General features: G+C 67.6%; 15 protein-coding genes. 8 read left to right on the plus strand and 7 right to left on the minus strand.

All coding sequences use genetic code 11. From position 1 onward, the window contains the following. Positions 1 to 41: 41 nt before the first annotated feature. From AT701_RS02070 to AT701_RS02085, 4 genes are read left to right on the plus strand one after another with little or no spacing between them, the layout of a single operon-like run. On the plus strand, positions 42 to 1,034 hold the full coding sequence (locus AT701_RS02070; RefSeq protein WP_058127502.1) for a nitrilase-related carbon-nitrogen hydrolase: 993 nt from the start codon (positions 42 to 44) through the stop codon (positions 1,032 to 1,034). A 6-nt stretch (positions 1,035 to 1,040) separates the two neighbouring features. After that, a complete protein-coding gene (locus AT701_RS02075) occupies positions 1,041 to 2,063 on the plus strand; it encodes an agmatine deiminase family protein (protein WP_058125054.1) in 1,023 nt (340 codons plus the stop codon). Beyond that, the gene (locus tag AT701_RS02080; protein WP_058125055.1) at positions 2,060 to 3,697 is read left to right on the plus strand and encodes an amidohydrolase; all 1,638 of its coding nucleotides are present in this window, start codon (positions 2,060 to 2,062) and stop codon (positions 3,695 to 3,697) included. Before AT701_RS02075 ends, AT701_RS02080 begins: the two co-directional genes overlap by 4 nt. Positions 3,698 to 3,708: 11 nt before the next feature. Beyond that, positions 3,709 to 5,052 carry an APC family permease gene (locus tag AT701_RS02085; RefSeq protein ID WP_058125056.1) on the plus strand — a complete coding sequence of 448 codons (1,344 nt, stop codon included), beginning with the start codon at positions 3,709 to 3,711 and terminating at the stop codon, positions 5,050 to 5,052. Between the two features lie 75 nt (positions 5,053 to 5,127). Here AT701_RS02085 and AT701_RS02090 read toward each other — a convergent pair whose 3' ends face one another. Then, positions 5,128 to 5,547 carry an organic hydroperoxide resistance protein gene (locus tag AT701_RS02090; protein ID WP_058125057.1) on the minus strand — a complete coding sequence of 140 codons (420 nt, stop codon included), beginning with the start codon at positions 5,545 to 5,547 and terminating at the stop codon, positions 5,128 to 5,130. Positions 5,548 to 5,673: 126 nt separating this feature from the next. Between AT701_RS02090 and AT701_RS02095 the strand changes: the two genes are divergently transcribed. Continuing rightward, on the plus strand, positions 5,674 to 6,117 hold the full coding sequence (locus tag AT701_RS02095; RefSeq protein ID WP_058125058.1) for a MarR family winged helix-turn-helix transcriptional regulator: 444 nt from the start codon (positions 5,674 to 5,676) through the stop codon (positions 6,115 to 6,117). Between the two features lie 11 nt (positions 6,118 to 6,128). On the opposite strand, the gene AT701_RS02100 is transcribed toward AT701_RS02095, so the two are convergent. The 4 genes from AT701_RS02100 to AT701_RS02115 form a co-directional block, all read right to left on the minus strand. Continuing rightward, entirely contained in the window at positions 6,129 to 8,126 is a 1,998-nt protein-coding gene (locus AT701_RS02100; RefSeq protein WP_058125059.1) for a universal stress protein, read from the minus strand. 334 nt (positions 8,127 to 8,460) lie between these two features. Continuing rightward, positions 8,461 to 8,709, minus strand: coding sequence for a hypothetical protein (locus AT701_RS02105; protein WP_058125060.1), 249 nt, complete (start codon positions 8,707 to 8,709; stop codon positions 8,461 to 8,463). A gap of 39 nt (positions 8,710 to 8,748) precedes the next feature. Then, complete coding sequence (locus AT701_RS02110) at positions 8,749 to 10,194, minus strand: GntP family permease (RefSeq protein WP_058125061.1); 1,446 nt, start codon at positions 10,192 to 10,194, stop codon at positions 8,749 to 8,751. A gap of 36 nt (positions 10,195 to 10,230) precedes the next feature. Next, on the minus strand, positions 10,231 to 10,743 hold the full coding sequence (locus AT701_RS02115) for a gluconokinase (RefSeq protein ID WP_003891774.1): 513 nt from the start codon (positions 10,741 to 10,743) through the stop codon (positions 10,231 to 10,233). 125 nt (positions 10,744 to 10,868) lie between these two features. Between AT701_RS02115 and AT701_RS02120 the strand changes: the two genes are divergently transcribed. Both AT701_RS02120 and AT701_RS02125 read left to right on the plus strand, forming a co-directional pair. Then, positions 10,869 to 11,603, plus strand: coding sequence for a FadR/GntR family transcriptional regulator (locus tag AT701_RS02120; RefSeq protein WP_058125062.1), 735 nt, complete (start codon positions 10,869 to 10,871; stop codon positions 11,601 to 11,603). A 71-nt stretch (positions 11,604 to 11,674) separates the two neighbouring features. After that, positions 11,675 to 13,102, plus strand: a complete 1,428-nt coding sequence (locus AT701_RS02125) for an aldehyde dehydrogenase family protein (RefSeq protein WP_058125063.1) — start codon at positions 11,675 to 11,677, stop codon at positions 13,100 to 13,102. 31 nt (positions 13,103 to 13,133) lie between these two features. Here AT701_RS02125 and AT701_RS02130 read toward each other — a convergent pair whose 3' ends face one another. Together AT701_RS02130 and AT701_RS02135 are read right to left on the minus strand one after the other, a co-directional pair. Continuing rightward, positions 13,134 to 15,275 (minus strand): DNA gyrase subunit A, encoded by a 2,142-nt coding sequence (locus AT701_RS02130; RefSeq protein WP_058125064.1) that lies wholly within the window; start codon positions 15,273 to 15,275, stop codon positions 13,134 to 13,136. A gap of 11 nt (positions 15,276 to 15,286) precedes the next feature. Further along, positions 15,287 to 17,320, minus strand: coding sequence for a toprim domain-containing protein (locus AT701_RS02135; protein WP_058125065.1), 2,034 nt, complete (start codon positions 17,318 to 17,320; stop codon positions 15,287 to 15,289). 220 nt (positions 17,321 to 17,540) lie between these two features. Between AT701_RS02135 and AT701_RS02140 the strand changes: the two genes are divergently transcribed. Next, positions 17,541 to 18,827, plus strand: coding sequence for a sensor histidine kinase (locus AT701_RS02140; protein WP_029104242.1), 1,287 nt, complete (start codon positions 17,541 to 17,543; stop codon positions 18,825 to 18,827).

Here is an 18,827-nt window from a genome sequence, read left to right on the forward strand (position 1 = left end):
ACGCCACACAATAAACGAATCTCATTCGTTTTAGGAGCATGATGATCACCCTGACCGCCACCGCCCCCGAGTCGCTGTCGCGCACCACGGTCTCGCAGCGGCCCCCGCTGCGGGTGGGTCTGGTGCAGCACCGCTGGCGACCCGACGCCGGCGAGCTGGTCAAAGTGCTGCGCGAGGGCATCGACCGCGCCGCGGGGGAGGGGGCGACGGCGGTCTTCCTGCCCGAGATCACCCTGCTGCGGTACCCGGCGGACACGCCCGCGGGCCCGAACCCGGGAGACGCGGCCGAGGACCTCACCGGTGGGCCCACATTCGAACTGGCCGCCGAGGCCGCGCGCGCCAACGGCATCTTCGTCCACGCGTCGCTGTACGAAAAAGCCCCGGCCGCAGACGGTCTCGGGTACAACACCGCCATCCTGGTGTCGCCCGAGGGTGAACTGGTGGGGCGCACCCGCAAGATGCACATCCCGATCTCGGCCGGTTACTACGAGGACACGTATTTTCGTCCGGGCCCGGCCCGGCCCTCGGATGGCGACCCTTATCCGGTGTACAGCCCCGAAGGGCTCGGCGCGCGCATCGGGCTGCCCACGTGCTGGGACGAATGGTTCCCCGAGGTGGCCCGCAGCTACTCGCTGGGCGGTGCGGAGATCGTCGTCTACCCGACGGCGATCGGGTCGGAGCCGGTGTTCCCGGACTTCGACACCCAGCCGCTGTGGCAGCAGGTCATCGTCGCCAACGGCATCAGCAGCGGGTTGTTCATGGTGGTGCCCAACCGCACCGGTGACGAGGGCAGTCTGTCCTTCTACGGCTCGTCGTTCATCTCCGACCCGTTCGGGCGGGTTCTGGTCTCCGCGCCACGCGACGAGGAAGCGGTCCTGGTGGCCGATCTCGATCTCGATCAGCGCCGCGACTGGTTGGAGCTGTTCCCGTTCCTGCTCACCCGCAGGCCCGAGAGCTACGGTTCGCTGACCGAGCCTGTGGACCCCGACCATCCCTACGGGGCGGGGCATGCGGCCACGCCCGTGGTGAAGTAGGCCCCCGTGGGCTCATATGTCATGCCCGGCGAGGGCGCACCGCAGGACCGGGTGTGGATGGCGTTCCCGTGCGAGGGTTACTCACTCGGTGACACCGAGGCCGACCGGCACGAGGCGCGGTCCACGTGGGCCGCGGTCGCCCATGCGATCACGCAGTTCGAACCCGTCACGATGCTCGTCGATCCCGCCGAGATCGGCGCGGCGAGAAGATATGTGTCACGGGATGTCGAGCTTGTCGAGGCACCACTGAACGACGCCTGGATGCGTGACATCGGGCCCACGTTCGTGCACGCCGCCGACGGCTCGGTGGCCGCGGTCGACTGGACGTTCAACGGCTGGGGCGGTCAGGACTGGGCACGGTGGGACCGCGACGCCGAGATCGGTGTGACGGTGGCCGAACTGGCTTCGGTGCCCGTCGTCTCGTCCGCACTTGTCAACGAGGGCGGCGGAATCCAGGTCGACGGCAACGGCACCGTGCTGCTCACCGAAACCGTGCAACTCGACCCGGGCCGCAATCCAGGGCTCACCAGGGAGCAGGTGGAACGAGAACTGGCCCGTACCATCGGCGGCACCGACTTCGTGTGGCTGCCCCGCGGCCTGACCCGCGACAGCGAGCGTTTCGGTACCCGCGGGCATGTCGACATCGTCGCGGCCATCCCGGCTCCGGGTCGTCTGCTGCTGCACACACAGCGTGCGGAATCTCATCCGGACAGCCTGGTGTGCAAGGAAATCCGTGCCGTACTCGAGGAGTCCGCCCGCTTCGACATCGTGGAAATGCCCGCGCCGGACACCCTCACCGACGCCGAAGGTCATGTCGACTACAGCTACATCAACCACCTCGTCGTCAACGGCGGTGTGATCGCGTGTGCGTTCGGCGATCCGCGCGACGCCGACGCCGCGGCGATCCTGGCCGAGCAGTATCCGGGCCGCGAGGTGGTGAGCGTCGACGCCCGTGGGCTGTTCGCCCGTGGCGGGGGCATCCACTGCATCACCCAGCAACAACCGGCACCCCGCGGAAAGGTCTCATGAGCGAGCGTATTGTGCCGACCGTGAATTCATCCACCCTCTTCCGCAACGGCGTGATCTGGAGTCCTGACGGGGACACGACCACCGACGCCCTGCTGATCTCGGGCGGCGTCGTGCAGGCCGTCGGCGACGAGGCCAAGGCCGGATCCGCCGATGTCGAGGTGGATCTCGAAGGCGGTTTCCTCATGCCGTCGTTCGGCGACGGCCACGCCCACCCGCTCTACGGTGGCCTCGAATCCGCCGGTCCCGCGGTGCGCAAGGGCAAATCGGTCGACGAGATCGTCGCCGCGGTCAAGGAGTACGCCGACGCCCACCCCGAGCAGGAGTGGATCGTCGGCGCGTCCTACGACGGCAGCCTCGCGTCCGACGGTCTGTTCGACGCACGCTGGCTCGACGCCGTGGTACCGGACCGCCCGGTGGTGCTGCGGGCATGGGACTACCACACGTTCTGGGTGAACTCGGCGGCGCTGCAGCGCGCAGGCATCACCGCGGACACGCCCGATCCGGTGATGGGGGAGATCCCGCGCCGGGCCGACGGATCCCCGCTGGGCACGTTGCGTGAATGGGGTGCAACCGATCTCGTTTCCGCGGTGATGCCCGCACGTGATGAGTCGGTGCGGATCGGGGCGCTTTCCACCGCCGCCGACTATTACCTGGCCCGCGGTGTCACGTGGGTGCAGGACGCGTGGGTCGAGCCCGCCGACGTGGACACGTACGTGGCCGCCGCGCAGCAGGGCGCGTTGCGGATGCGGTTCAACCTGGCCTTCTACGCCGATCCACGGCATTTCGACGAGCAGGTCACGCAGTACGCCGCCGCGCGGGATCGCGTGCGGGACGCGGGATCTGACCTGTTGACGGCGCAGACCGTGAAGTTCTTCGCCGACGGCGTGGTGGAGAACGAGACCGGCGCCCTGCTCGCACCGTACTGCTCAGGCCTGCACTCGCACGGCATGCAGGTGTGGGAGGGGGACTCGCTGGCGCAGGCCGCCCGGCGGGTGGACGATCTCGGCTTGCAGATCCACATCCACGCGATCGGCGACGCCGCGGTGCGCCAGGCCCTCGACGCGATCGAATACGTTGTGCGGCAGAACGGTCCGCGCGACCGCAGGCCGGTGATCGCGCACGCCCAGTTGGTCGACGACGCCGATCTCGGCCGCTTCGCCGAACTGGGTGTCATCCCCAACATGCAGCCGCTGTGGGCGCAGATGGACGCGTTGATGACCGTGCTGACAATCCCCCGTCTCGGCGTCGAGCGTGCCCAGAAGCAGTACCGCATCCGCAGCCTGGAGGATTCCGGCGCCGCGTTGGCGTTCGGTTCGGACTGGCCGGTGTCGTCGGGTGCGCCGCTGGACGGCATCGCCGTCGCGGTGTCGCGCCGCACCGCCGACGGCGAGCCGGAAGGCGGATGGACGCCGCACGAGATCCTGCCTCCCGAAGCGGCTCTGGCGTCGTACACCGGTGCGGTCGCCTACCAGGCGTTCGCCGAGAAGACTTGGGGCCGAATCGTTCCCGGTGCCAGCGCGGATCTGGTGTGGCTGGATCGCGACCCCCGCACCGTCCCGCCGCTGGAGCTTCCCGCGGTTGGCGTACGTGCCACCTACCTGCAGGGCAGACCGGTTCACACGGCTGCGGATTGAGAGGAGCGCAGATGTCGAATACCGCGGAGGTGGCCGAAGGTCATCTCAAACGGGCACTGGGGCTGCCGTCCCTGGTGCTGTTCGGCCTGGTGTACATGGTGCCGCTCACGGTGTTCACCACCTACGGCATCGTCACCCAGACCTCGGGTGGGCGGGTGCCGCTCTCCTACCTGGTGACGTTGGCCGCCATGGTGTTCACGGCACGGTCGTACGCCCGCATGTCGGTGGCCTATCCGGTTGCCGGGTCGGCTTACACCTACACGCAGAAGTCGTTCGGCGCTCCGGTCGGGTTCCTCGCCGGTTGGTCGCTGCTGCTCGACTACCTGTTCCTGCCGATGATCAACTATCTGGTGATCGGCCTCTATCTGTCGGCGGCGATCCCGGCGATACCGGCGTGGGTGTTCATCCTCATCGCGATCGCGGTCGTGACGGTGCTCAACGTCGTCGGCATCGTGTCGGTGGCGCGCGCGAACTTCGTCATCATCGCGGTCCAGGCGATCTTCATCGTCGCGTTCCTCATACTGGCCACCTCGAAGGTGTTCAGTTACGGCACTGTGGATCTGGCGGCGCCGTTCACCGGTGACGGCACCGCACCCGGATTCAGCCCTGTGCTGGCCGGCGCGGCGATCCTGTGCCTGTCGTTCCTCGGCTTCGACGCGGTCTCGACGTTGTCCGAGGAGGCCAAGGATCCGAAACGAACCGTCCCGCGGGCGATCATGATCGCGACGTTGGCGTCGGGCCTGATCTTCGTGGTGCTCTCGTACATGGCGCAGGTGGTGTTCCCCTCCAACGAGTTCAGCGACGTCGACTCCGGTTCGCTGGACGTGATGATGACCGCGGGCGGAAACTTCCTGCAGGTGTTCTTCACGGCCGCCTACGTCGCGGGAGCGACCGGTTCGGCGATCACGTCGCAGGCTTCGGTGGCGCGCATCCTCTACGCGATGGGACGCGACGGAGTGCTGCCGCGCCCCTTCTTCGGGCACGTGTCTCCGAGGTTCTCCACCCCGGTTTACGCGATCCTGGCGGTCGCGGTGATCTCGCTGCTGGCCATCGTGATCGACCTGGGAATCCTGGCTTCGGTGATCAGCTTCGGTGCGCTGGTGGCGTTCTCGGCGGTCAACCTGTCGGCCATCAAGCACTACTTCGTCGACCACCGCGAACGTGCGGGTGCGCAGGTGATCAACAGCCTGGTGCTGCCGCTGATCGGTTTCGCGTTGACGGTGTGGCTGTGGTTCAGCCTCGACGGCCTCGCGCTCATCATCGGGTTGTGCTGGCTCGCGATCGGTTTCGTGTGGCTTGCGGGCGTCACCCGCGGATTCCAGCGGCCGACCCCGGTGCTGGACATGAAGGAGTAGTTGGCACACAGCGATCGAGCGGCCACGGTGTGTTCACGTGGCCGCTCGATGCGTTCGGGGGTGTGTCAGGCCGTATCAGGCTGCAGTGACCGTGACGTCGATGTTGCCGCGGGTGGCCTTGGAGTAGGGGCACACCTGGTGGGCGTCGTCGACGATGGCCTGCGCGGTCGCCTGGTCCACGCCCGGGATGGTGACGTTGAGACGCGCCCGCAGCGAGAACTCGCCGTCGGTGTTGAGCAGGTCCACTTCGGCGTCCACCGCAGTGTCAGCCGGCAGCTTCACGTTGTGCTTGGGTGCGGTGACACCCATGGCGCTCAGGAAGCACGCCGACCACCCCGCGGCGAAAAGCTGCTCGGGGTTGGTGCCGGAGCCTTTGCCGCCCGGCGGGGTCAGCTGGATGTCGAGGTTGCCGTCGGAACTGAACGACTCGCCCTGCCGCCCACCGGTGGTGTGGGTCTTGGCCGTGTACAGCACGTTGTCGGTGGAAGTGGTCATTACCGTCTCCTGTTCATATAAGTCGCATCCGATTTAATCGGATACGTCAGACCCTAACATCGAAACAGCCTCTGTCAATCCCGTCCGATTGAATCGCATGCGATTCAATTTCGGTACACTCGGTTCATGACCCCCGCGCGTCTGAACCTGGCCGACTTCCTGTGCTTCTCGATCTACTCGGCCAACCTCGCGTTCGGAAAGGCCTACAAGCCGCTGCTGGACCAGCGCGGCATCACCTACACGCAGTACATCGCGATCGTGGCGTTGTACGACCAGGATCATCAGACCGTGAGCAGCCTGGGTGAGAAGCTGTTCCTGGAGTCCAACACCCTGACCCCGATCCTCAAGAAGCTCGAGTCGCTGGGATACGTGACCAGGCGTCGGGATCCCGACGACGAGCGTCAGGTCGTCGTCAGCCTGACCGAGGCCGGCCGTGCACTGCGTGAACAGTCGTTCGAGTTGGAGCTCGCGTCGGCCACCGGCTTGACCGTCGACGAGATGCGGATCATGCAGAAGGGCATCGCGAAGCTACGTGACAACCTGCGTGAGCACGTCCGCGCCACTCGCTGACCGGATGTTGCTCAGTGGGGGACCGCCACGCTGCGTAGCAGCTCGGGTGTGAGTTTCGGGACCGCCTCGGGCACCACGAGTACCGGTGTGGTGGCGTGCGCGACAACTGCAGCGGCAACACTGCCCTGTAGATGCCCGAGGAAACCGTTGCGCCGGTGCGGACCGATCACGATCATGCTCGCGCCGTGCTTCTCGGCGGTGTCGACGATGCCCTGCCACGTCGGTGCGGCCTCGACCGCGACACTGCACGCGGTGAACCCGGCGGCCTCGGCGAGTTCCGCACCGCGGGCGGCGGTCCGCTCGGCCGCGCGCCGCACCTCGCTCGCCTGGTCGGCGTCGAAGGGTTCGGTCCCGGCGGGGGTGAATCCGACGTCGGCGGGTTGCCACACGCAGACGACGAGTGCGTCGCGCTCTCCTGCCAACCGGCCGGCGGCGAAGTCGATGGCGTTCGCCGCGCGCTCGGACCCGTCGTAGGCGATCAACACCGGCCCGGTCATCGCGGGCAGGACGCGGGCCGCGGGACGCGAAGGCGTGACGGCCGGGACCTGCGGAGCGGGCAGACCCGGGCGCAGCCGCGCGAGCAGCGGCGGCGAATACCAGGCCGGATCGTCCCCGTCGAGGAAGCGGTCGATGTCAGGTGCCTGTGGTCGCGCACCGCTGAGCAGGTAGACCACCACACCGAAGAGCGCGCCGCCGATCGCCAGGCCGAGGCTGATCCACAGCGCATCGCCGGTTCCCTGCACCAGGCCACCGGTGGCCGTGAGCGCGAAATGCGCGAAGATCGGCGCCACCATGAACGCCGCGACGGCACGCAGCAGTTCGATGATCGCGAAGACGCGCTGCAAACTGTTGGACTGCAACGAGAAACCCGCCACGAACAACGCCGGGGCGACGGTGGCGCCGAGGGCCAGACCGGTCAGGGCCGAACCGACCAGCGCCAGCGGCTGATTCGCGGGTAGTGCGAATCGGAACGCCACGACCCCGGCGGCGAGCAGCGCCATCCCGACGAGGGGGAGGTAGTGCATCGCGCGGCGGCTGATGACGTGTCCGAACACGAACGCCATGACCACCGCGCCGCCGAGTTCGGGCAGATACAGCAGCCCGACGTGTACCGGGTTGAAGCTCTCGAGGAAGACCTCGGCGGTCAACGCGGTCGCAGCAACCGAGGCCGCCGCCGCGAACAGCGCCACCCCGACGCCGGCAACCGGGATGGAACTCGTGAGCATCGTCCGGATCGTGAGCAACGGCCGCGGTGCGCGGAACTGGTAGACGATCAGGGTCACGATCAGCAGCAGGCCGCCCAGCATCGGCACGGTGACCGCCGCGTCGTCGAATCCGTGGCTGGTGAGCTGTGCGGCACCGATGAACGCCGCCGCGCACCCCACCGCTGCCAGCGCGATGGCCTTGATGTCACGTGGCGCGGTGCGGTCTGCCGGCGGCGCATCCTCGAACGTCAACAGCGCCATGACCAGGGCCGCCAGCGCGATGGCGGCGATAATCCAGAACAGTGGGCGCCAGGCGTGCGCCTCGGCCTGCGTACCACCGACGAACGGGCCGAGGGCGACCGCCCCGAACACGCACATGTTCATGATCACTGCTGTGTGGCGCAGCTTTTCGCGTGGGAAGCCGATGGTCAACGGTGGTGCGGCGGCGATCAGCAGCATGCTGGTCGACAAACCCTGGAGCACATGGCCGATGATGAACACCGTGCCGTTCGGTGCCGAAGCGGCCACCGCCGAGCCGATGACGAGCAGTACGGCGTACGCGATCATCATGCGCCGCTGGGGGAGATGCTGCGCGAACTGCACGGCCAGTACGGTCCCCACTGCGTAGGCCGCGTTGCCCAAACCCGAGCCCAGGCTCATCTCCTGGGGCGTCATGTGCAGTTGTTCACAGATGATCGGAACCAGCGGGTCGATCGCCGCGGACAGTGCCAGGTAGGGGATCAGGGCCAAGGTCACCATCGTGGCGACTGCGGGGTACCTTCCGGCGAGGGGGCCTTGGCGCATATCAGAAGCGCCCTGATGTCGGGTTCAGTTCACGCACTGGCGGTGAAACGACGTGCGGTGATTGCTCTATTCCATCTGTGGGTGGTGTCACGACCGTTTGCGCAGCGGAAACATCTGTGCCTGCGTAATGACATCACTCGCAACAACTTTCAGGGAACTCACAGCAGATGTGCAGGGGACGGACAGTCCGGTGCGATGCTCCGTCGCCGACTTGGATGGCGGCGATGGTGAAATCGTCGGCAGCCGTGGCGTTTCGGTGAACTCTCGGCAGTCGACTCCCGGTGAGGGTGACACAACTCCGCCCTGCTGGGAGGGTCCGCCTGCCACCTGTGATCTACGGAGATGTGTTCGGGGTCGGGCTCTGCGACGATTCCCATTTGGACTCCATGGTCCGCGTGACGGGCGTGCCTGCCGCGAACTCCCGCTGGAACGTCTCGCCGTCGTCGCCTTCGAAGGTGACCAGTAGGCCCGATCCGGTGTCCTCCTTGTGGACCACCTTGCAGGTGGGTTCCCCGGTGCCGAGGGTCACCACGTCACCGGGGGCCACCTCGTCGATGCGCGCGACGGCACTGTTGTCAGACATGGTCCTGTCGATAGCCGCTTTACGCGCTCACCAAACCGGTCAGCCCATGGCCCACAGGCCGAGGCTGATCACGAACGCCGTCAGTCCCAGCGTCGTCTCCAGCAGCGTCCAGGTCTTGAGCGTGGTCTTGACGTCCATGCCGAAGAACCGGCTGACCAACCAGAAGCCGGAGTCGTTGACGTGCGAGAGCACCGTGGCGCCCGCGGCGATCGCCATCACCAGCGCGGTCAGTTGCAGGCTGCTCAGTCCCGCGGCGGCGACGGCCGCGCTGAGTAGACCCGCGGTGGTGGTCAATGCGACCGTCGCCGAACCCTGCGCGACGCGCAGCAGTGTGGAGATGAGGAAGGCCTGCAGGATCAGCGAGATCCCGAGGTCGGACAGCGAACCGCTCAGGGCGTCTCCGATGCCGCTGGTGCGCAGCACGCCACCGAACATGCCGCCCGCACCGGTGATCAGGATGATCGCGCAGATCGGGCCGAGGGCGTTGTCGAGGATGTCGGTGACGGTGGCCATCGACCTGCCGCGCAATCCGAGTACCAGGGTGGCGACGATCACGGTGATCAGCAGGGCGATCGAGGTGGTGCCGATCAGTTTGAGGTACTCCGCCCACGTGGCCTCTTCGGGAATCACCCCTGCGGTCTGCAGGGTGGCGACCACCGTGTTGCACGAGATCAGTACGAAGGGCAGCAGCAGCACACCCAGGACGGTCAGGAACGACGGTGTGGTCCGGGTGGCGGTCTTCGAGGACCCTGTGGCGCCGGCCCCGTCGGCGTCGGCCTCGGTGCCGGTGGCGTCGGAATCGCGGCCGCCGTTGATCTCACCGAACAGTGACGTGGGAATGTCGACGTGAACCCGCCTGCCGATCACCTGGGACACGAGGAACGCGCCGACATACCACGACACCAACGCCACGGGGACGCCGACGATCAGGGTGAGACCGATGTTGGCGCCGAGCAGTTCGGCCGCCGCAACCGGACCGGGATGCGGCGGGACCAGGGCGTGCATGGCCGCGAACGCGCCGGCTGCGGGGAATGCGTACAGCAGCAGCGATCCGCCGAACCTGCGGGCCACCGTCATGATGATCGGCAGGAAGACGACCAGACCGGCGTCGAAGAAAATCGGGAAACCGAACAGCAACGCGGCCACGCCGAGCGCGAGAGGGGCCCGCTTCTCGCCGAACCGGCCGATGAGCGTGTCGGCGAGAACCTGTGCACCCCCGGTGGTTTCGAGAAGACGCCCGATCATGACACCGAAACCGACGAGCAGGGCCACGGAGCCGAGCGTGCTGGAGAACCCGGATGACAGGGCGCTTGGCACATCGGCCACGGGGATACCGGCGGCCAGTGCGGTCAACAGGCTCACCAGTACCAGGGCGACGAACGCGTGCAGCTTCACCTTGATGATGAGGAACAGCAGGACCGCCACCGCGGCTGCCGCGATCAGCAGAAGGGTGGTGGTGCCGTATGCCGGATCAATGGCGTCCACGACGCCCCCTCAACACAGCGAAATCCATGGGTCGGCTCACCGGTCCTCCTCTGGTGTGTGGGATTGTGTTGCGCTGACGTAGCTTTCGATGATGTCGTCGATGGACTGGTCGACATCGATCGCGACACCGCACTCATCGGGCGCCAGGGGCTCGAGGGTTTTGAACTGTGATTCCAGCAGCGACGCGGGCATGAAATGGCCCGGCCTGCTCGCCTGCCTCCTGCCGATGGTCTCCATCGACCCCTCCAGATGCAGGAACTCGATGTCGGGGCAGTGCTGCCGCAGTTGGTCGCGGTAGGTGCGTTTGAGGGCCGAGCAGCTCATCACGCCGCCGGCGGGATGTTCGGCCAGCCACTTACCGATGGCCTCGAGCCAGGGGTAGCGGTCGTCGTCGTCGAGGGCGTGACCTGCGGACATCTTCTCGATGTTGGCCGGTGGGTGGAAGTCGTCGGCGTCGGCGAAGGGCACGCGCAACCGCTGGGCCAGCGCCGCGCCCACGGTTGATTTCCCGGAGCCGGAGACTCCCATGACGACGATCGGTGTAGCCATATCTCTTCTGCCTGGTCGATGTGGGTGACGTCACATAGCGTGCCTCAATCGTCATACGATTGCAATAGCCGACTTTTAATGAGTAGCTCTTTTCAGCGCTGAAGCGTCTCTGGCATCATCAATTGATGCTCGATCGTCCGATTGCTGGTGAACTCCACGGCAGCCTCGTTGCCGCGCTGGGAACCGGGATCGTCTCGGGCCGTTACCAGCCCGGACATGTGCTCAACCTGGAGGGGATCAGCGCCGAGCACGGCGTGTCCCGCAGCGTTGCGCGTGAGGCGGTGCGTGTCCTGGAGTCCATGGGGATGGTCGAGTCGCGCCGCCGGGTGGGCATCACCGTGCAGGGTCCCGAGAAGTGGAACGTCTTCGACCCGGTGCTGATCCGCTGGCGGCTGCAAGCCGGTGACCGCACGGCGCAACTGGTGTCGCTGTCGGAACTACGACTGGGTTTCGAACCGGCCGCGGCCGCGCTGGCCGCGCGGCGGGCGAGCCCGCACCAGTGCCGCGTCCTGGCAACCGCGGTGTCCGACATGGTGATGCACGGACGCAACGGCGACCTCGCGGCGTATCTGGCGGCAGACAAGCTCTTTCACCAGACCATGCTGGAGGCGAGCGGCAACGAGATGTTCCGGGCGCTCAACGGCGCGGTTGCCGAGGTGCTCGCCGGTCGCACCCATCACGGCCTGATGCCGGAGAAACCGAACATCGACGCGATCGCCCTGCACGACGAGGTCGCCCGCGCCATCAGGATGGGCGAGGCCGATCAGGCCGAGCGGGCCATGCGCGCGATCATCGGCGAGTCGGTCTCGGCCATCGTCGAGGTCGGACCCCCGGGTGCAGGGACCGCCGCGCAGGCATGAGGGGCCCCACGCGCATGCGACGATCGGCATAATCACCCCGAAATCGTCCTCGCTGAGGAAGGGTGGGCCCCATGCGCGAATATCTCAAGTTCTACATCGACGGCCGCTGGGTGGATCCGGCCGAGCCGCGGACCCTCGACGTCGACAACCCGACCACCGAGCAGGTCGCCGGGCGCATCGCGATCGGCGCGGCGGCAGATGTCGACGCCGCGGTCGAAGCGGCCCGCAAGGCGTTCACCACGTGGTCGCAGACCTCCCGCGACGAGCGCCTCGCGGTCCTGGGCGCGATCCTCGACGAGTACCAGAAGCGCGCGTCCGACCTCGCCGACGCGGTCAGTGAAGAGATGGGTGCGCCGGCATCGCTGGCCGCGGGTCCGCAGGTCAGGATGGGCCTGGGGCACCTCACCACGTCGATCGAGGCGCTCAAGAAGTTCCAGTTCGAGGAGCAGTACGGCAGCACCCTGGTGGTCAAGGAGCCGATCGGTGTCTGCGGTCTCATCACGCCGTGGAACTGGCCCATCAACCAGATCGCGTGCAAGGTGTTCCCCGCGTTGGCCACCGGCTGCACCATGGTGCTCAAGCCGTCCGAGGTGGCCCCGTTCTCGGCGCAGATCTTCACCGAGATCGTCGACGCCGCAGGCGTTCCCGCCGGCGTGTACAACCTCGTGTACGGCGACGGTCCCGGCGTGGGCTCCGAGCTGTCGAGCCACCCCGACATCGACATGGTGTCGTTCACCGGGTCCACCCGCGCGGGCATCGACGTGGCGAGGAACGCCGCGCCCACCGTCAAGCGCGTGACGCAGGAATTGGGCGGAAAGAGCCCCAACATCGTGCTGGACGACGCCGACTTCGCCAAGAGCGTGGCGGCAGGCGTATCGGCGATGATGACGAACAGCGGGCAGAGCTGCAACGCTCCTTCGCGCATGCTGGTGCCGAATTCCCGTATGGACGAGGCGATCACGATCGCTCGCGGGACCGTCGCAGCGGTGAAGGTCGGCGATCCGTCCGACAAGAAAGCGATCGGTCCGGTCGCGTCGAAGGCCCAGTTCGACAAGATCCAGGGGCTCATCCAGAGGGGCATCGACGAGGGCGCGACGCTCGTCGTCGGCGGCACCGGGCGCCCCGACGGCCTCGACACGGGCTACTACGTCAAGCCGACGGTGTTCGCCGACGTCACCAACGACATGACGATCGCGCGGGAGGAGATCTTCGGCCCCGTGCTGTGCATCCTCGGCTACGAGGATCTGGACCAGGCCGTCGAGATCGCCAACGACACCGAATACGGCCTGGCCGGCTACGTCTCAGGCGCGGACCTCGAAACCGCGCGTGCCGTGGCCCGCCGCATCCGTGCTGGATCGGTCGCGATCAACCACGGATTCGATCTCAGCGCCCCGTTCGGCGGGTACAAGCGCAGCGGCAACGGACGCGAGTGGGGCCACTTCGGTTTCGACGAGTACCTCGAGACCAAGGCCGCGATGGGCTACGCGCCGCCACAGTAGGCGCAGTAGACGAATCGGGCGAACGTGGCACCTACTCCGCGGGAGCGGGTGTCACGTCGGCACCGGAGCCCTTGATCGACGCTTTCGCGCGGTTCTCGGGCCGCACGGCCTTCTTGCCGCGCACGTAGCCGGTCTTGGAGATCGACGCCGCGAGCAGGGCGTCCTCGCCCTTGACGAACGGGTGGAACGCCACGCCGGCGCCTCCGCGGCCCTTGACCGGGATGTCGGCGACTTCGGTGACCTTCCAACTCTTTTCGGCGATCGACAGGATGGCCTCGCCGTTGGCGCACGACACCGGCAGCGCGGCGATCACCTCGTCACCGTCGGCCGCGAGCTTCACCCCGGCCACACCGTTTCCGGCGACGCCCTGCGGGTTCACCGACGCCGGGTCGACACGCAGGATCTTGCCGCGCCGCGTCACGAGCGCCAGATGGTAGCCCTCCGGAAGCACACCCGAGCGCACCAGACCGGTGATGTCGGGCGCGACCGGGATGTCGCGGATCTTGAACGGCAGACCGTTGCCGGTCGTGAACTTGATACGACCGTCGGACCACACAGCCCAGCCGAGCCCGGAGGTGAGCAGCTCACCGTGGCTGTCGGAGAACACCCCTCGGTCGTCGAGACGCCAGGCCGTGTTGACCTTGCGTTCGCGTGAACCGTCCTCGTCGCCGCGGGATACCGGCGTCGCGTCCAAGTCCAGCACGGTGCGCCGGTCGTACTCGGGGCCCTTGAACAGCTTCGCGGTCTCGACGAGTTCCTTGTCGATCACCTTGCGGCGGGACTCGGGGTTGGTCACCAGATCATTGAGTTCGGCGAACTCGGCGTCGAGCTTCTCGGCCTCGGCCTGCAGCTCGATGACGTCGAGTTTGGTCAGTCGCCGAAGTTGCAGCGACAGAACGTAATCCGCCTGCTCGGCGTCGATCTTGAACCGCTCCTGCAGGCCCTTGCGGGCCTCGTCGACGGTCTCGGAGCCGCGGATGACCGCGACGGCGGCGTCGATGTCGAGGTGGATCTTCATCAGACCGGCCACCAGATGGCGGCGCGCGGTGACCTTCTCCAGCCGGTATTCACTGCGGTGCAGCACCACCGAATCGCGCAGCTGGAGGAATGTCATGATCAGGTCACGCACCGACCACCAGCGCGGTACGCGGTTCTCGTCGAGGGCCACCAGGCTCGCGGCGAAGGTGGATTCCAGCGGTGTGAGGGCGAGCAGTTGGTCGCGGATCTGTTCTGCGTTGTGGCCGCGCTTGGCGGTGACGACGATGCGCAGGCCGTTGCGGCGGTCGGTGAGGTCGGACATGTCCGCGACCCCCGACATCTCGCCGGACTCGACGAGGGCACGGATGCGGTCCTGCACGGTGTTGCTCGCGACGCCGGGTGGCAGTTCGGTGATGATGCAGTTCTTGCCCTCGACCGAGATCGTGCCGCGCACGGTGAAATGCCCACGGCCGGTGGTGATGTACTCACGCAGCCCGGCCGTGCCCACCACACTCGCGCCGGACCCCCAATCGGGTCCGGGGATCAGCTTGCACAGCCGGTCGTCGGTCATGTTCGGCGTCTTCAGCAGCGCCCGGCAGGCCGCCATCACCTCGCGCGGATTGTGTGCGGGCACCTTGGTGGCCCACCCCTCGGCGATGCCGACGGCCCCGTTGCACAGCAGCACGGGCCACTGCGCGGGCAGCACGGTCGGCTCGATCCATTCGCCGTCGAACGTCGGCACCATCGGTACCGCGTGGTCGTTGAGTTCGGCGGTCAGCGCCGCGCCCGGTGCCGAGAGCCGCATCTCGGTGTACCGGTCGGCGGCGGGGATGTCGCCCTGGATGCGGGGGAACGCGCCTTGTCCGTCAATGACTTTCACGCGCTGGAAGTCCGCGGCCATCAGCGCCGCGGCGCCGTACATCGAGGCGCCGCCGTGGGGGTGCAGGTTGCCGGTGACCGCCGAGCACACCTTCGACGACTTCTGCGGTTTGTTGCCTGGCAGCAGTTTCGAGTCGTGCATCTGGTACAGCAGTCGACGCTGACCGGGTTTGAGCCCGTCGTACGCCGACGGGATGGCGCGGTCGCTGACGCTGTAGAGCGCGAAGGTCAGTTGGTAGTGGTTCCAGTAGTCGTCGGCGCTCTGGTCGAGCACCAGATCGGGGTTCTGCTCGGGAACGTCCAGGGTGGCGGTCACGTGAAAGTCTCCTACGTCAGGTCCAGCGCGGAGGTGTCGACACGGGCGGCGACATCGGCCATCCACGTGCGCCGGCCCTCCGGCGGTCCGCCGAACAACGTGTGGTGCAGCTTCTTCTCGCTCTCATCGGGGCGCACCCGAATCACCGTGCGGCGCTGCGGATCCAGCACGGTGTTCCAGAAGTCGTCGGCGTCCATCTCACCGAGACCCTTGTTGCGCTGTACCTCCACGCGTCGGTTGGAGGACGCCTTCAACTGGGCCACGGCCGCGTCGCGTTCGGACTCGTCCTGGCAGTAGATCCGCTCGTCGCCTGCCTTCACCACGAACAGCGGCGGCATGGTCACGTACACCATCCCGGCTTCGACGAGCGGACGGTAGAAGTCCAGGAACATCGAGATCAGGCTCGAGTTGATGTTGCCACCGTCGGGGTCGGCGTCGGAGGCGAACAGGATCCGGTCGTACCGGCACAGTTCCGGGTCGCAGTGGTCGCGCACGCCGCAGCCCAGGATGCGCTCGATCGCGTCGAACTCGTCTTTGGCCCGCGCCTTGTTCAACGGGAAACCGTAGACGTTGGGCGGCTTGCCTTTCAGCGGGAACGCGGCCTGGAACGTCGCGTCGCGCGCGGCCTTGATGGTGCCCAGAGCCGAATCGCCCTCGCAGAGGAACAGTTCGGCGCCCGAACCACGGCCCGACTCGCGGCTGGGCAGCAGCTTGGGCGGCAGCGACAGGTTGGTACCGAGACCTTTGGCCTTCGATGCCGCACGGGCGCGGGCCTTGGCGCCCTCGGCGCTGCGGCGGGCGCGCGCGGACTCCAGTGCCAGCTTGCTCCACAGCGTCACGGTGTCGGCGTTGGCGGGGTTGGCCGCCCAGATCGTCACGCTGCGCGCCACATCCGGGGCCATCGCCAGGTTCAGCGAGCGCGACGACACCGCGGTCTTGGCCTGCGAATCCCACGCGACGTCCGGTGCGCGGGTGTCCACGGCCAGTGCGGTCACGGCCGCGAAATCCTGTGGTTCCGGGCCTTCTTCGTTCTTGGCCAGGCCCAGATCGCGCATGCGGGACGCGCGCTCGGCCAACGCCTCGGACAGACCCTTGATCGCGGCGGTCAGGTGCGATCCGCCGCCGGGTGTGCGCACGGTGTTGCAGAACGCGGCGACCGTCGCCGGTTCGGCCGGTCCGGCCGTCAGCGACCAGCGGAACGGGGTCGGTCCGCGGCCCGTGGTGTACTCGCCGCGGCCTTCCACGACGGCGCGGACCTCGGGCAGGGGAGTGCCCGCCGCGGTGCACATGAGGTCCAGCAGGGTTTCGGTGCCCCACGGCCCGCTGAACGGTTCGAGCACCGCCGGCGGGACCTCTTCGCCGGGCCAGCCCTCGTCGACGACGACCAGGTGCACGCCGGGCGACATCCGCGCCGCGGCGTGTGCGCGCAGCAGCACCTCGCCGATGTCCAGGGTCGAGTCCGGCGCGATCGCAGGGTCGAACAGGATGCGCACCTCGGTGCCGTGCAGGTCGGGCTTGCGGTTGCTGACGCCGCGCAGTTTCTGGGTGTCGTTGCGGGTGAACGGGGCCTCCGGGTCGAACTCCTTGCCCTCGAACACGCCCGGATAACCGCGGCCGAAGCTCTGCAGAAAGGTCTTGCCGTCACGGCGCACCGTGACGTCGGTGCGCGCGGAGATGAACACCGCGGCCGCCGCGCCGATGCCGTTGAGGCCGGCGCCGGTGCTGGTGGCGTCCTTGTGCGCGGAGAACTTGCCGCCGGCGCGGGCTGTGCCCAGCGTCTTGACGATGCCGTTCTTCCCGGTGGTCGGGTCGGTGTCGACGGGCAGGCCGCGGCCGTCGTCGGCGACGCTGACCGAACCGTCGGCGTGCAGGGTGATCGTGACGGTCGACCCGCCGTGGCCGGGATCGGCGACCTCCTCGATCGCGTTGTCGACGATCTCGCGCAGGGCGGTGTTGAGCACGTCGAGGCCCAGGTTCACCGCCGGCCGCAGCCGCGTGTGCTGGACATCGTCGAGCTCGGTGATGTCTGCGGCGGTGTAACTCACTGCTCGTTCTCTCCAAAAAGTGGGGTGGTGTGCCGGTGGAATGGTAGACGCCGGATCAGACATCACCGCGCATCTGCGCTGCAACCTGCGATGTGATCTGCCGCGATACGTACGGAAGTGGTCCAGACCACAGCCACCTGTCAGGGTAGGGACAGCCCTACCTTGAATACGCGGGCACACGGGATGGGGGTGGATCCGGCAGATGCCTAGCGTGACGAGCGTGACCACAACGCAGCGTTCCGGCCGACTTCGTCAGCTGGGTGTCGACAGCGCCTACGTGCTGCTCGGTTTTCCGCTCGCCACGGTGAGCTTCACCGTCATCGTGGCGATGCTGGCTGCCGGGATCGCCACGGCAGTCCTGGTGATCGGGCTGCCGATCCTCGTCGGAACGCTTCTCGTCGCCCGGGTGCTCGCCGATATCGAACGGTTGCGTCTGCCTGCTGTTCTCCGCCGCCCGCGCATCCGGCCGGCCTACCGCAAGGCCGCACCCGGGGCCGGCGTGTGGAACCGGCTCGGCGCCGTGATGGCCGACGCCCAGTCCTGGCTCGACGTCGTGCACGCCGTGGTGCGGTTCCCGGTCTCGTTGGTCACCTTCAGCGTCGTGGTCAGCTGGTGGGCTGCCGCGCTCGGCGGCACGTCGACCGCCGCGTGGGACTGGGCCGTCCCCCGCGGCCCGGACAATCAGTCACTGGCCCAGCTGATCGGCCTCGGCGACAGCACAGTTGCGCGGATCGGGTTTCAGACCGCCGCCGGCCTGCTCTGCCTGGTCAGCCTGCCCTGGGTGGTCCGTGGCTGCGCCTTGCTCGACGCCGGCCTGGCCCGCACGCTGCTGTGCGGTGTCTCGGAGATGCGTCAGACCATCACCGTGCTCGCGGAGCAGAAGTCGGCGGCCACATCGGCCGAGGCGCATGCACTGCGCCGGCTGGAACGCGACATCCACGACGGCCCGCAGCAACGTCTCATCCGCCTCGCGATGGATCTGGGACGCGCCCGTCAGCACACGCAACCGGGTGCCCTGCAGGACATCATCGACGAGGCGGTGGTGCAGACCCAGGAGACCCTCGACGAACTGCGCGCCCTGTCACGCGGGATCGCCCCGCCGGTGCTCACCGACCGTGGGCTACCCAGTGCGCTTGCCGCCCTTGCCATTCGGTGCACGGTCCCGGTCGAACTCAACGTCGACCCCGGCCTGGGCACTTCCGCGGGCAGGCCGGACCCGGCTGTCGAGACCACCGTCTATTTCGCGGTCGCCGAGGCGCTGACCAATGTTGCCAAACACAGCGAGGCGACAACCTGCCGGGTCACCGTCGCCGCCGTGCCGCCGACTGCGCAGGGCAGCGCTCGGATCAGCGCCGAGATCATCGACGACGGACGTGGCGGTGCCCATATCGCCAAAGGACACGGCCTTGCCGGCCTGGCCGACCGTATCCGCGCCGGCGGGGGCACCCTCGATGTGTCGAGTCCCGCCGGTGGGCCGTCGACGATCGCTGTGGCGCTGCCGGTATAG

The organism is Mycolicibacterium smegmatis, assembly GCF_001457595.1.
Classification (GTDB): domain Bacteria; phylum Actinomycetota; class Actinomycetes; order Mycobacteriales; family Mycobacteriaceae; genus Mycobacterium; species Mycobacterium smegmatis.